At 65.3% G+C, this 13,693-nt stretch carries 9 protein-coding genes; 7 read left to right on the plus strand and 2 right to left on the minus strand.

The window, feature by feature from the left end; all coding sequences use genetic code 11:
* Nucleotides 1-3 precede the first annotated feature (3 nt).
* Nucleotides 4-774: a GntR family transcriptional regulator gene (locus tag B5F79_RS03975; RefSeq protein ID WP_087217728.1), complete on the minus strand. Its 771-nt coding sequence runs from the start codon at nt 772-774 to the stop codon at nt 4-6.
* A 321-nt stretch (nt 775-1,095) separates the two neighbouring features.
* Here B5F79_RS03975 and B5F79_RS03980 point away from each other — a divergent pair, with 321 nt between their 5' ends.
* The 5 genes from B5F79_RS03980 (at nt 1,096) to B5F79_RS04000 (ending at nt 6,352) form a co-directional block, all read left to right on the plus strand.
* Nucleotides 1,096-2,502, plus strand: a complete 1,407-nt coding sequence (locus tag B5F79_RS03980; protein ID WP_087217730.1) for a glycoside hydrolase family 1 protein — start codon at nt 1,096-1,098, stop codon at nt 2,500-2,502.
* A 173-nt stretch (nt 2,503-2,675) separates the two neighbouring features.
* A complete protein-coding gene (locus B5F79_RS03985) occupies nt 2,676-4,052 on the plus strand; it encodes a PTS sugar transporter subunit IIC (RefSeq protein ID WP_087217732.1) in 1,377 nt (458 codons plus the stop codon).
* A gap of 150 nt (nt 4,053-4,202) precedes the next feature.
* On the plus strand, nt 4,203-4,502 hold the full coding sequence (locus B5F79_RS03990) for a PTS sugar transporter subunit IIB (RefSeq protein ID WP_087217734.1): 300 nt from the start codon (nt 4,203-4,205) through the stop codon (nt 4,500-4,502).
* A 39-nt stretch (nt 4,503-4,541) separates the two neighbouring features.
* Complete coding sequence (locus tag B5F79_RS03995) at nt 4,542-4,877, plus strand: PTS lactose/cellobiose transporter subunit IIA (protein ID WP_087217736.1); 336 nt, start codon at nt 4,542-4,544, stop codon at nt 4,875-4,877.
* 128 nt (nt 4,878-5,005) lie between these two features.
* Nucleotides 5,006-6,352 (plus strand): 6-phospho-beta-glucosidase, encoded by a 1,347-nt coding sequence (locus tag B5F79_RS04000; RefSeq protein WP_087217738.1) that lies wholly within the window; start codon nt 5,006-5,008, stop codon nt 6,350-6,352.
* Between the two features lie 226 nt (nt 6,353-6,578).
* Here the strand turns inward: B5F79_RS04000 and B5F79_RS04005 are convergent, their stop codons facing one another.
* Complete coding sequence (locus tag B5F79_RS04005; RefSeq protein WP_143786239.1) at nt 6,579-11,471, minus strand: isopeptide-forming domain-containing fimbrial protein; 4,893 nt, start codon at nt 11,469-11,471, stop codon at nt 6,579-6,581.
* Between the two features lie 409 nt (nt 11,472-11,880).
* Between B5F79_RS04005 and B5F79_RS04010 the strand changes: the two genes are divergently transcribed.
* Nucleotides 11,881-12,879: a macro domain-containing protein gene (locus B5F79_RS04010; protein ID WP_087217742.1), complete on the plus strand. Its 999-nt coding sequence runs from the start codon at nt 11,881-11,883 to the stop codon at nt 12,877-12,879.
* Between the two features lie 109 nt (nt 12,880-12,988).
* The gene (locus tag B5F79_RS04015; RefSeq protein WP_087217744.1) at nt 12,989-13,648 is read left to right on the plus strand and encodes a vWA domain-containing protein; all 660 of its coding nucleotides are present in this window, start codon (nt 12,989-12,991) and stop codon (nt 13,646-13,648) included.
* The last annotated feature ends 45 nt before the right edge of the window (nt 13,649-13,693 follow it).

Genomic DNA, 13,693 nt, shown 5'->3' on the forward strand with positions numbered 1-13,693 from the left:
GTTTTACACCACGTTGACTTCCCTCAGCTCTCCGCGGGTGCCCTCGTAGCGCGAGACCGAGTACTCGAAGGGCGTGCCGTCGTCGAGGAAGCCCACCTGCGCGATCTCCAGCATGGGGACGCCCGGCCTGGTGTCGAGCCGCTCGGCCTCCTCCTCGGTGGCGGGGACGGCGCGCAGGATGCGGTGGAAGCTCGAGATCTTGAGCCCCAGGGTGTTCTGGATGTAGTCGTAGACCGAGGCGTAGAGCTGCGAGCGCTTGAGGCCGGGGATGAGGTCGAGCGGCATGTAGGTGTACTCGATGACCATGGGCTGATCGTCGAGGCAGCGCGCGCGGCAGTGGTGGTACGCGAAGTCCTCCGGGTGGATGCTGAGGTGGCGGGCGATGTTCGCCGGCGGGTTCACGATGGAGAAGTCGTATACGACGGAGGAGATCTTCTTGCCCTCGCCCTCGTGCTCCTTGGTGAAGCCCGCGGCGCGGTCGGAGTGCGAGAACGCGAAGGAGTCGTCGTCGACGTCCGCCGCGGTGCCGTCGATGCGCTCGATGCCGGTCTGCTCGAAGAGCTCGGTGGTGTTCTTGACGTAGGTGCCCGAGCCGCGCCTGCTGGAGATGAGGCCCTTGTCGGTGAGAAGGTCGATGGCGCGCTTGATGGTGATCTTGCTCACGCCGTAGGCCTCGCAGAGCTCCACCACGGTGGGGAGCTTCGAGTTTGGCCGCAGGGCGCCCGCCTCGATGCTGCGCTGGATGTCCGCTGCGATGGCCTGGTACTTCAGCATGGCGACCTCCCTCGGTGCTCGGGACGCCACTCCTGCCGCCCGCGAACGGTAGATAATGAGCCGTCAACGGTTCTTCTCGCCAAATCATCGAAAAAAAATGTCGAACGTTCACCGCAGTGCGCTCACGAAACAGCCAATAAACCGCTGGTAGAAACGATTTGCTAGCGCTGTTGTACCTATTATGGCCCAAGCATCGCGCTTCTATACCTAGAAAATCCCCCTCCTTAGAAATAATTAGAGCGCTATAATCATGCCAACAAAGCGTGATAGCTGAAAAGGCGTCACGCGAGAATTACAGGAGCACTGTTGAACGGAGGGCACATGTCAGAGCTTACCCTACCGGAGAGCTTCTTCTTCGGTGCGGCCATGTCTGGTCCGCAGACGGAGGGCGGATGGAACGTGGGCGGCAAGCTGGAGAACCTCTGGGACACCTGGTCCATGGAGGACATCAGCTCGTTCTACAACCAGGTCGGCTCCTACGTGGGCAACGACTTCATGCACCACTACAAGGAGGACCTCGTCCTTCTCAAGAGCATGGGGATGGACAACTACCGCACCTCGATCCAGTGGAGCCGCCTGCTCGACCAGGACGGCAACATCAACCCCGAGGGCGCGGCGTGGTACCACGAGCTGTTCGCCGCCTCCAAGGAGGCCGGGCTCGAGGTCTTTGTGAACCTCTACCACTTTGACCTGCCCACCTACCTCTACCGCCGCGGCGGCTGGCTCAACCGCGAGGTCTGCGAGGCCTACGCCAACTACGCCTACAAGGCGTTCTGTGAGTTCGGCCAGGAGGTCCGCTGCTGGTTCACGTTCAACGAGCCCATCGTCGAGCCCGAGAACCGCTACTGGCACCCCATCTGGTACCCGCAGCACCACAGCTTCCAGGAGGCCTGCACCGCCCAGTACAACATCTCGATCGCCCACGCGCTGGCAGTTGCCCGCTACCACCAGGCCGTCTCCGAGGGCCGCATGCTCCCGGACGCGCGCATCGGCATGATCTGCAACTTCAGCCCCTCCTACACCAAGGACGACCCCACGCCGGCCGACCTCGAGGCCCTGCGGATGAACGACGGCCTCACCAACCGCTGGTGGCTCGACCTCGTGACCAAGGGGGCGCTGCCCGAGGACGTCATCAAGACCCTGACCGAGGACCTCGGCATCGTGCTGCCCATCCGCCCCTATGACGACCAGGTCCTCGCCAGCGGCGTGGTGAACTGGATCGGCTGCAACTACTACCAGCCGAGCCGCGTCCAGGCTCCCTCCAGGAGCCACGACGAGTGGGGCAACCCGCTCTTCGCCGAGCCCTACATCTGGCCCGAGCGCGTGATGAACGAGTCCCGCGGCTGGGAGATCTACCCCAAGGGCATCTACGACTTTGGCATGAAGTGCAAGAACGAGTACCCCGAGCTCGAGTGGTACGTCTCCGAGAACGGAATCGGCATCGAGCGCGAGTACCTCAACAAGGACCCGAAGACCCAGCAGGTCATCGACGACTACCGCGTCGACTTCGTGCGCCAGCACCTCGAGTGGATCTCCCGCGCCATCGCCGACGGTGCCAAGTGCGTGGGCTACCACTACTGGGGCATGATCGACAACTGGTCCTGGGCCAACGCCTACAAGAACCGCTACGGCTTCGTCGAGGTCGACCTCATGGAGAACTACGAGCGCAGGCCCAAGAAGTCGGCCGCCTGGCTCACCGAGGTCGCGACGTCGCACGTCGTCAAGTAAGTCCTCCTTCTTGCGCGGGCGAGAAGGACGGTGAGGCCAGCCTCCGTCCTTCTCGCCGGCGTATCCCTCGCGCCGCCCGGCGGCGCACGACCAATCTTGTTGCAAGGGACGCGCTCTTCAGGGAGAGGGAGCGTCTGAAGTAGGCACTGTTCTAAAGGTAAGGAGTGAAAACAATGGCCAACGGTCAGAGCTTCCTTGACAAGTTCTCGGAGGTTTCCGCAAGGATCGGCAACCAGGTGCACCTCCGCTCGCTGCGCGACGGCTTCGCCACCATCATGCCGGTCTTCATCCTCGCCGGTCTTGCGGCACTGTTCAATAACGTCCTCTTCACGTTCCTGTGGAGCGTCAACCCCGCGAGCCCGGGCATCTTCCCCAACGCCGACATCCTGGCGACCGCCCAGTACTGGGGCGCCGCGCTCTCCCAGGGTGCGCTCTCGATCTCCGCGATCCTGCTGTGCGGCATGGTCGGCTACAGCCTGGCCACCAACAAGCGCTTTGACAACCCGATCTCCTGCGTTGTCGTCTCGCTCGCCGTGTTCTTCATCATGATGCCGCAGACCGTGACGGCCAACCTCGCCGCCACCTCTCCGCTCGTCACCGATGAGGTCACCTCCGCTGCGGTCACCGGTGCCTTCATCACCAACTACACGGGTACCAACGGCATGTTCACCGCCATCATCATCGGCCTGCTCGCGCCCACGCTCTTCATCAAGGTCTCGGGCGTCGAGAAGCTGCGCATCAAGATGCCCGAGGGCGTGCCCCCCGCGGTCGAGAAGTCCTTCAACGTCCTGATCCCGATGCTGCTCACCCTGGGCGCCTTCGGCGTGCTCTCGATGGTTCTCTACGCAGGCTTCCAGACTGACGTCACTGCTCTCATCAACACCTTCATCCAGACCCCGCTGCGAGCCCTCACCACCAACCCGATCGGCCTCGTGGTGATCTACTCGCTCGGTGTGTTCCTGTTCACCCTCGGCATCCACCAGTCCACTATCAACGGCGTGCTCGTCGAGCCCGTCCTCACGATCGTCCTCACCGAGGCCATGGAGCTCTACGCCACCGGCGGCATAGACGCGGTCATCGCCCGCCCGGACCTCTACCTCAACATGAACGTCATCAACGTGTACGCCCTCATGGGCGGCTCCGGCTGCACCCTGGCCCTGCTCATCGCCACCTTCATCTGCGGCAAGTGGAAGCCCTCCAAGGAGATCGCCAAGCTCGGCCTCCTGCCCGGCATCTTCAACATCAACGAGCCGGTCATCTACGGCTACCCGATCGTCTTCAACATCCCGCTGATGGTCCCGTTCGTGCTCAACACCATCATCGGCATCCTCGTCGGCTACTTTGCCACGGTCATCGGCCTCGTCAGCCCTACCTGCATCCAGGTCCCCTGGACCACGCCGATCATCGCCTCCGGCCTGCTCTCCACGGGCATGGACTGGCGTGCGGCCGTCCTGCAGGTGGTCCTCCTTGCCCTCTACGTGGTGATCTACATCCCGTTCATGAAGGCTTCCGAGGCTGCCCAGCGCAAGCAGTTTGAGATGGCGGAGTAGCGCGCGCCGCTCGATACCATCCCGGGGCCGCAGGCGAATCCACATCTCCCTGCGCCTGCGGCTCACCCTTTGAGTTAGCATTACCTTTGAACTGCACGTTTGCCCGCAAGGGCTGAGTCGGGGCGCAAGCCCCAGAGAAAGGAGCGTCCCATGAAGATCATGCTCTGCTGCAACGCTGGTATGTCGACGAGCCTGCTCGTGCAGAAGATGCAGAAGGAGGCGGCGTCCCGCGGCCAGGACGTGACCATCGAGGCCCGTCCCATGAACGAGGCCATGGACCACATCGACGAGGCCGACGTCATCCTCCTCGGGCCCCAGATCGGCTATGCCAAGGGCGACTTCGAGAAGGCCGTCAACGGCCGCTGCCCCGTCACCGTCATCCCGATGGTCGACTACGGCCGCATGAACGCGCCGAAGATCCTCGACGACATCGCCGCCCTTCTCGGCTAGTTCCGCGAGACCGACACCAAGACAGGGGGAGGGACTCCAATGGACGAAGAGATGGAGATGATCTGCTTCCAGATCATCAGCTGCGTGGGCACCGCCAAGTCCTGCTACATCAACTCGATCGCCAAGGCCCAGGAGGGCGACTTCGAGGCGGCGGCCGAGCTCGTCAAGCAGGGCGACGAGGCCTATGCCGGCGGCCACGACGTTCACATGCAGCTCCTGACGGCCGAGGCCAACGGCGAGCGCAAGAGCACCCCGCTGCTGCTCCTGCACGCCGAGGACCAGATGGCCGGCGCCGAGACCTGCAAGCTCATGGCGCAGAACTTCGCCAACGTCTACCGCGAGCTCATCGAGCTTCGCGCCAAGGTGGCCGAGTAGCCTGAGCGACGTCGGCGCCGCCGCGCCGCGACAACCGCATGCACATCGCACTTTGAAGGGCGCTGCCGGAGACGGTAGCGCCCTTTTGAGAAATCTGACAGCTTATTCCGACAGAAGGGAGCCAGAACATGGCCGAGAAGAACGTGGGCGCCCCGGAGCGCCGCCCGATCAAGATCGCCACCATCGGAGGCGGCTCGAGCTACACCCCGGAGCTTGTGGAGGGCTTCATCAAGCGCTATGACTCCTGCCCGGTGCGCGAGCTCTGGCTCGTCGATATCCCCGAGGGCGAAGAGAAGCTCAAGATCGTGGGCGGCCTCGCCCAGCGCATGGTCAAGGCCGCGGGCCTGCCGATGGAGGTGCACCTCACACTCGACCGCCGCGAGGCGCTCGCCGGCGCCGACTTCGTGACCACACAGTTCCGCGTGGGGCAGCTCGACGCCCGCATCAAGGACGAGCGCATCGCCCTCAAGCACGGCCTGATCGGCCAGGAGACCAACGGCGCCGCGGGCATGTTCAAGGCCCTGCGCACCATTCCCGTGATCTTCGACATCATCCGCGACATGGAGGAGCTCTGCCCGGACGCGTGGCTCGTCAACTTCACCAACCCGGTGGGCATCGTGACCGAGGCCGTGCTGCGCTACACCAACTGGAAGAAGATCATCGGTCTGTGTAACTGCCCGATCTCGATGCGCTTTGGCATTGCCAAGTGGATGGACGTGGACCCCGACCGCGTGCGCATGGAGCTCTCCGGCCTCAACCACCACTTCTTCGTGACCGACGTCTTCATCGACGGCAAGAGCCGCTTCGACGAGGTGCTCGAGCGCTACTGCACGCTGCCTGTCGACGAGCTGGGCACCATGAAGAACATCATGGCGATCCCCTGGTCCAACCGCCTGGTCCGCGGCCTGCACGCCATCCCGGTGTCCTACCTCAACTACTACTTCTCCACGCGCGAGGAGCTCGAGCAGCTCGAGAAGGACTATCAGGCCCACGGCGTGCGCGCCGAGGTTGTCAAGCAGTTGGAGGCCGGGCTCTTCGAGCTCTACAAGGACGCCGAGCTGCACGTCAAGCCAAAGCAGCTCGAGGAGCGCGGCGGCGCCCACTACTCCGATGCCGCCTGCTCCGTGATCGACTCCATCGTGAACGACCGCGGCGACGTCCAGTACGTGGACGTCCAGAACCGCGGCACGGTCACGAGCCTGCCCTACGAGTCCGCCGTGGAGTGCGCCTGCGTGATCACCGGGGACGGCCCTAAGCCCATCGTGGTGGGAGAGCTCTCGCCCGCGATCAACGGCACCATCCAGATGATCAAGAGCTTCGAGCGCATGGTGGCAGAGGCCGCCGTGACCGGCAACAAGGACGTGGCCGTGGCGGCGCTGGTTGCCAACAAGCTCTGCGACTCCGATGCCGTTGCCAACGAGGTGTTCGACGAGCTCTGCGAGGCCCACAAGGACTACCTCCCCGAGTTCAACTAGCGGCCTTCCGCCCGCACCTCTCGCCACAATCCGAGTGACTGGCCGCACCTCCTTCTGCGCCCTCTGAGTGCGCTCTGTCGCGCACTCAGAGGGCGCACTTGCGTGTGAAGCACGGGAGCGTGGCCGCACTTGAGCAGGGGTCGCAGGATATTAGCCCGCACTCCCGCACCGCACCTGCGCTGTTCGGTCCACGATGCTGGGGTGGAGCATGCCTGGACCGAAGCGCCTAGTGCCGTCTCCTCAGGAGATGGCGGACCCTCAGCGCCGCGCCCACGACGGCCACTCCTGCCCCGAACACGCCGAGCAGCGGCGCGGGGTCGGCCTCTCCGGTGCCGGGGAGGGATCCTCCGTCCGAGGCCGTCACCCCAGAGCCTCCCGAGGTCGGTCCGGACGGGCCGATCGTCTCGTCCGTTTTGTCCTTCTCGCCCGTCACGCGGACCTCCTCCGTGGAGGAGAGGGGCTCGTCGAGCTCCGTCGCCTCGAGCGTGGCCGTGTTCTCGAGCGTGGTCCCGGCAAGAGAGTCGTCCTCGACGGTGACGCGGTAGGAGACCTCGACCGTCTCTCCCGCGACCAGGTCTCCCAGCTCGATGGAGAATCCCGTGCCGTCCATGGACGGGGCCACGTCCTCGAGCGTCTCGCCCGCCACCGTCACGACGATGCTGTCCTCGTCTATGGCCGTGCCCTCGGGCAGGCCGGAGTCGGTCACCACCGCGTTCGTGAGGTCTTTCTCCGGGGTGACGGAGACGGTGTAGGCGACGTCCTCTCCGACGTTCGCCTCTTCCCCGTCCGCCTCCTTGGCGATGATTTCCCTCGGTTCGCCCTCGGGGTCGTCTCCCGGCTCCTCCTCGTCCCTCGTGACGTCCACCACCACGGTGTCCTCCGCGGGCTCCGGGAGGTCGGGGCTCTGGAGGGAGGCGGTGTTCGTCAGGTCCTCCACCTCCTCGGGCAGGGACTCGACCACGGCTTCGTAGGCAAGCTCCACGACGTCCCCGGCGCTCAGGTCTCCCAGCGCTACCGAGAAGTCCGTGCCCTCGAAGATGGGCTCGCACATGACCTCCTCGCCGCTCACCGTTACCCTGAGGCTCTCCGGGTCTATCGCGATGCCCCCGGGAAGGCCGGAGTCGGAGAGGGTCGCCTCGGTGAGGTCTGCGCCCGCGGTCGCAACCACGGCGTAGACGATGGAGTCCCCAACCTGAGCGCTCGTGACGGAGGCGGCCTTGTCGAGGACGGTCTCGCCCTCGTCGGCAACGCGGACCGTGGCGTCATCCTCGAGGGGCTCGTCCAGCGAGTCGCTCGTGAGCCTGGCCACGTTCGTCACGCTGGTTCCCATGTGGGACTCGTCGCGCACCTGGGCGCGGTAGGTGATGGTGACGTCGCCTCCTGCCTCGAGGTCTCCCAGGTGGGTGGAGAAGCCGTTGCCGTCCCACTCGAGCGCGTCGTGCGTGACGTCCGCGCCGTCCTTCTTGACGGTGATGGAGTCTTTGTCGATGGGCATGGAGTCCGGAAGGCTCATGTCGCTGATCACGACGTTCTTTGCCGGACTGTCGGCCACCTGGGCCCTGATGGTGTAGGTGGCCCACTCCATGAAGCGGGCCGTCTCCCTGTCGACGGACTTGTCGAGCGTGACCGTGGCGTAGGGGTCGACGACGCTGACGAGGTTGTCGTCGGTTCCGCCGACCGTGTTGGTCGCGTTGGCCTGGGCGACGTTGTGGAGCGTCGTTCCGGCCTTCTCGAAGGTGACGTCGTAGGTGACCGTGACGGACTCCTCGTCCGCGAGGTCGACGCCGGTCGCGAGCGTGAAGCCCACGATCTTGCCGGAATCGTCGGAGACGTACTCGGGCTCGACCGCGATGGGCTGCCCGTCGGGGCCGGTAGCCTTCACGGACCCGTGGACGATGGAGGCGACGTCGCGCTCGTCCATGAGGTCAGAGATTACGACGCCCTTCGCGACGTTATCCTCGCGCGTCTGCGTTGCCACGAGGGTGTAGCGCGCGGTCTCGCCCACCTGGTAGAGGTCCCTGTCGGAGGACTTGGCGATGACGAGCTTCGGCCCCTTGACGTCTACGACCTCGTCGTCGGTCGTGGAGGTGTTGGGCTCGTCGGAGACCACGAGCGCCGTGTTGTCGACCGTCTGGCCCGCGAGCTCGCCGTCGTTGATCTTGACGCGGTACTCGACCACGAGCTCGGTCTCGCAGGAGAGGCTGCCCATGCGCGGGTTCTCCCAGTCGATGCCGAGCGGGTTGGAGCCGTCGAGCCACTCGATGGCGCCGTCGCGCCAGGTGGGGCGACCGGGGACGGCCTCAGTGACGCTGTCGTGGTCCGCCCCCTTGTCGTCCTCGACGGCCTGGCGGATCTGGGCGCAGGTCTCGTCGAAGCTCGCCTCGTCCGTGCAGGCCATGAGCTGCTCGTAGAGGTCGCGCACGTCATCGGTCATGCCCGCGACGAGGTCGCGGTGCGTCTCCACGATGAAGGTCTCGGCGTCATGGGGGTTGTTCTTGTAGGAGACGGTGCAGGTGTCGGTGATGTCTCTGCCGGTGGTGTCGTACACCCTGATGGTGTCGTGCAGGAGCTCCACGCCCTGCGTGTGGGCGAGGTCGGAGACTACGACGTTGCGCCCGAGCGTGCCGGGGGTCGTGTTGGTGACCTTGACGCTGTAGAGAATCTCGTCGTTCACCTGGAAGCGGTCGTTGGACGCCTGCTTGTCGATGGCAAAGTGCGGCTGGTTCACCCATACGACAGCAATGTCATCGTCAGGTTGGGAGTTGTCCGCCGTGACCTCGGCCCTGTTCTCGATCTCCCAGCCCGAGACGGAGCCCTCCGGGTAGGCTCGGTAGACGACCTTGATGTCATGGCCGGATGCCAGGTGGTCGATCGTCATCTTCCAGCCGGTGCCCTTGGGGCTGATGCTCCACTGGGGCGTCACGGCTGCGGTCTGGTCGTGCTCGAAGTCGCCCTCGTGTGGGTCCTGGTCCGCGGCCTCGCCCACGCGGTACTGGATGTCGGAGAGCGAGCCCGAGTACCGGTCCTGGTCCTTATTCATCTGGACCTCGGCGTCGTTCTCCCTCACGGACGTGATCATGAGCGAGCCGTCGTCATTCCGACCGAGCCTCATGCCCTCGGGGAGGCTGTCGTCGGTGAGTACGACGCCGTTGGCGACGGTGCCGGCCTGGGTGTTGCGAAGCGTCACGGCGTACTCGAAGAAGCCCGGGTCCTCGTCCGAGGGGCCCACATAACCCTCGTAGCGGTCCACGTCCTTGGTGACCTCGACTTTGGCGGTGTTGGCCCAGATCTCCTCCGGGTCGTCGGCGTCCATGGCGTTGTTGGCGTGGATGCCCGCGTTGTTGACGATCTCCTCGCCGTTGCCGGACTGCCGAACGCGCGCCTGGTAGGTGACCACGAGCTCGTCCCCGAAGTTGAACTTGTCAAAGTCGAGGGACCACTCGTTGCCGCTCGTCTCGATGGGAGGGAGGTCCTTGGTCCCCGTGGCCTGGACGGTCTCCGGCAGGAGCTCGAGGAACTCGGGGAGGTTGTCGGAGACGATAGTCTGACGGGCCTGCGCGTTCTCGACGGTCTGCAGGTAGGCGACCCTGTAGGAGACGACGTCGCCGACCTCGTACTCATAGGCGTCCGCCCCCTTGTCCACCGTGAGGACCGGTTCGAGGAGGTTGGTCACGACCTCGTTGGAGTGGTTCTTCTCGGTCCTGTTGATGAGCGCATAGGAGCCGTTGGTGACAAAGAGATAGCCGTTGGCTGGGTACTCCGTGAGCACTGCCCGGAAGACAAAGCGGTAGTGCTCGCCCTCCATGGGCATCTGCTGCAGGTAGTCTGCCTCGAACTCAAAGCGCACCGTGTTCTCGGTCGGGTTCTCGTTGTCTCCCTCGTAGATGACGGTGCCCGCGCGCTCGGTGACGTCGGCGCCCGTGGAATCGTAGAGGCGTCCGGAGCCGTCCACGTAGCGCATCTCCGCCGGCAGAACGTCCACGAGGTCGAGCGCCGTATAGTGGTAGCCCCACCGGCAGTTGAAGCCCTGCTCGTGTGCGGTGTAGTCGATGGTGTACTCGACCTCGTCGTCAATGGAGATCCTGTCCTCGCCGGTCTTGTCGGCGGACTTCACAATCTCCGTTGGCTCGTCGTTGGGCGGGGGAGAGGTGATGTACTCCGTGTTGAGGAAGAACACCGACTCCGCCGTGTCCCCCGCGCCCCACGAGGTGCCGAACCAGAACAGCAGGGGCTCGTCGGCACGGTCTCCCGTGGTGTCAAAGTACGCCTCGACGAGGCCGTTCCTGTAGTCAACGGGTTCTTGGTCGTCGAGCCAGTGCGCGCCTGAGTCGACCGTGGTCCCGTTGTCCACGATCTCGAGGACGTCGTTGTCTGCGGCGATCTTTCCCCTCGTGCACGCGCCGCCAAAGGAGAATCGCTGGTAGACGTCAAGGTCGGTCGTGGTGAGGTGTCCCATCATCTCCACGGGGTCCGACGTTCCCGCATGGACGAAGCGCACGCTCACCACCAGCTCGTCAAGGCCGAGGGTATAGAAGTTCCAACTGTCTATTCCCTCTCCGGAATCGGCGAGGGTGTGCCACTCGTCCGCGATGTAGACTCCGGGTCTGAAGGTCTCCCAGTAGGAGCTCTCGCCGCCGTACTGCGGGATTGAGGAGAATCCTCCCGGCGGCTCTCGATAGGTCCAGTCCTCGAGCGTGACGATGGCATCGATGGGCGTGCCCTCGTAGCTGCCACCCGTGTAGCGCAGCGAGAAGGACCCCTTCTCCGTGTTCCCGTCGATGAACGCGGCGTAGCCCGGGGTTCCCACGTACTCGTTGCGGAACCCCTCGGACACATGGCCTCCCGCGCTGAGGTACTGCCCTATGTTCTCCTCCCGGCTGAAGCCCTCGATGACCTGAGATTCCTCGAAGCCTATGGACCAGGCGTACCCGGGGTCCTCGAACTCGTCCTCGGCAATCTCGTCGATGGTGACTGCCGGAAACGGGCTCGTCACCGCACGGGCGTCCCGGGGCAGCGCCATGCCCATCAGACAGCTGAGCACGAGCACCAGCGTCGCGATCACCCAGCTCGGATGCTCGCCGCGCCTCTTGCGGGGGCGCGGATCCCTTGTCGCTCTCATTCTCCTTCTCATGTCCCTTCCTCTCGCCGCGGGCGGACGCAATCCGCCCCTGCCGTTTTCTTGGATCTGCCTCCTTTCCAAAGAGGTGCGTGTCCGATCGCCTGTCCTTCGACGGGGCGCTCCGATGCGGGCGTGCGGCGTCTGTGCTTCGTTTTGGCTGGGACGTTGGTGCGGCAGGCTGCTCGCCTCGGGTGGCAGGGGAGCGTATCACGGGGCAGCTTGCGCGCGTCTCCTTCCATGCGTACACGGAGCTGCCGCGGCCGCTCTCGGGATGGGCGAGCCGTGAAGGTTTCGAACTCTATCGGCGGGCGGTGTCTTTCCGCCCGCGGGCGCGTGCCGTGAGAGGGGTCGTCCACGCAGGGGATACCATTGGTGCCCAGACGTGACCGGAGGCAACGGAGGCCCCGCTATGCCCTTCTCGATAGTCAGGAACGACCTCGCGCGCGTGCATGCGGACGTGCTCGTAAACGCCGCCAACGAGCGGCTGGCTCCCGGGGGAGGCGTCTGCGGGGCGATCTTTGCCGGCGCGGGCTACGACGACATGCTCCGTGCGTGCGAGGAGATTGGCGGCTGCCCCACCGGATCGGCGGTCACCACGCCGGGCTTCGCCCTTCCGTGCTGTTGGGTCGTCCATGCCGTGGGGCCTGTCTGGCGTGGGGGAGGGCACGGCGAGGAGCGGCTTCTCAGGGGCTGCTACCAGAGCGTCTTTGCCGAGGTCGATCGCCTTGGGGCGGCGTCCGTGGCTCTGCCCCTCATATCCGCCGGGATCTTTGGCTACCCGGCGCGAGAGGCGCTCGAGGTGGTTCGCGAGGAGGCGGACGCCTTCCTCGGCCCCCACCCGGACGTCGACGTGACCCTCGTGGTGTTCTCCCGGGACGTCGTTGCCGCGGGCGTGGGCCTCATGGGCGCGCTCCGCGAGTTCATCGGAGACGCCTATGTGGACGAGAGCCCCTTCATGTACGACCGCCGCGTGGAGCTCGAGCGCATGGCGCCACCTGCGGGCATGGCTCTCGGAGCCCCGCGTCTTGCGGAGAGGGACGACCTGGCGGAGCGCCTCTCCCATCTCGACGCGTCCTTCTCGCAGGCCCTTCTCGCCCTCATAGACGAGCGCGGCCTCACGGACGCAGAGGTCTACCACCGCGCCAACCTGAGCCGCCAGCTCTTCTCCAAGATTCGCTCACGCGCAGACTACAGGCCGAGCAAGCCCACCGCGGTGGCCCTTGCCATGGCGCTCGGGCTCACGCTGCCGGAGACCCGCGAGCTTCTCGCCCGCGCGGGCCTCGCGCTCTCGCGAAGCAGCAAGTTCGACGTGATCGTGGAGTTCTACCTCTCTCGCGGCGTGCGTGACGTCATGACGGTGAACGAGGCGCTCTTCGCCTTTGACCAGCCGCTCCTTGGCTCCTCCTAGGCCCTGGGGGTCCGGGTCGGTCGCAGATGTCGCCTCTCGGTTTACCTCTTGCCGCACGGGACCGCGTAACCTTCCAGTCGTACCGCAGGTCACGACCGAGGAGGCAGACATGGGCAAGAACGTGCAGCGGGCGGAGATCGTCTTCATCCTGGATGCGAGCGGCTCGATGGCGGGCTTGGAGGACGACACGGTCGGGGGCTTCAACAGCCTCGTCGAGAAGAACCGCGAGGAGCCGGGGGAGGCCACGGTCTCCACGATTCTCTTCTCCAGCGAGTCTCGCGTGGTCCACGACCGCCTGGACATCCGTCGAGTGCCGCGCCTCACGCGAGACGACTACCGCTGCTGCGGCTGCACGGCGCTGCTCGACGCCGTGGGTGGCGCCATCAAGCACGTCGACCTGGTGCAGAGCGTGCTGCCCGAGGGCTATCGCGCGGACAGGGTGCTCTTTGTCATCACCACGGACGGCATGGAGAACGCCAGCCGCCGCTTCACGTACTCCAAGGTGAGGCACATGATCGAGAGGAGGCGCCAGAGGGGGTGGGAGTTCCTCTTTATTGGCGCCAACATCGACGCTGCGGCAGAGGCGGGGCAGCTGGGAATAGCCCCCGACCGCGCCGCGGACTACCTCGCCGACGCCCGCGGGACAAAGGTCCTCTACGACGCCATGGCTACGGCGGTGGCACAGGTGCGCGCCTGCGCGCCTGGCGCGGCGTTTGGCGACGCGTGGCGCGAGGGGATAGACGCGGACGTCCGGGCGCGCAGACGGTAGCATGTGCGGCAGCCATTCTCAGCTGGCGGCTGAGGTCCGGGCCGC

Origin of the sequence: Olsenella sp. An285 (assembly GCF_002159625.1) — a bacterium.
In the GTDB taxonomy this organism is placed as follows: Bacteria; Actinomycetota; Coriobacteriia; order Coriobacteriales; family Atopobiaceae; genus Thermophilibacter; species Thermophilibacter avicola.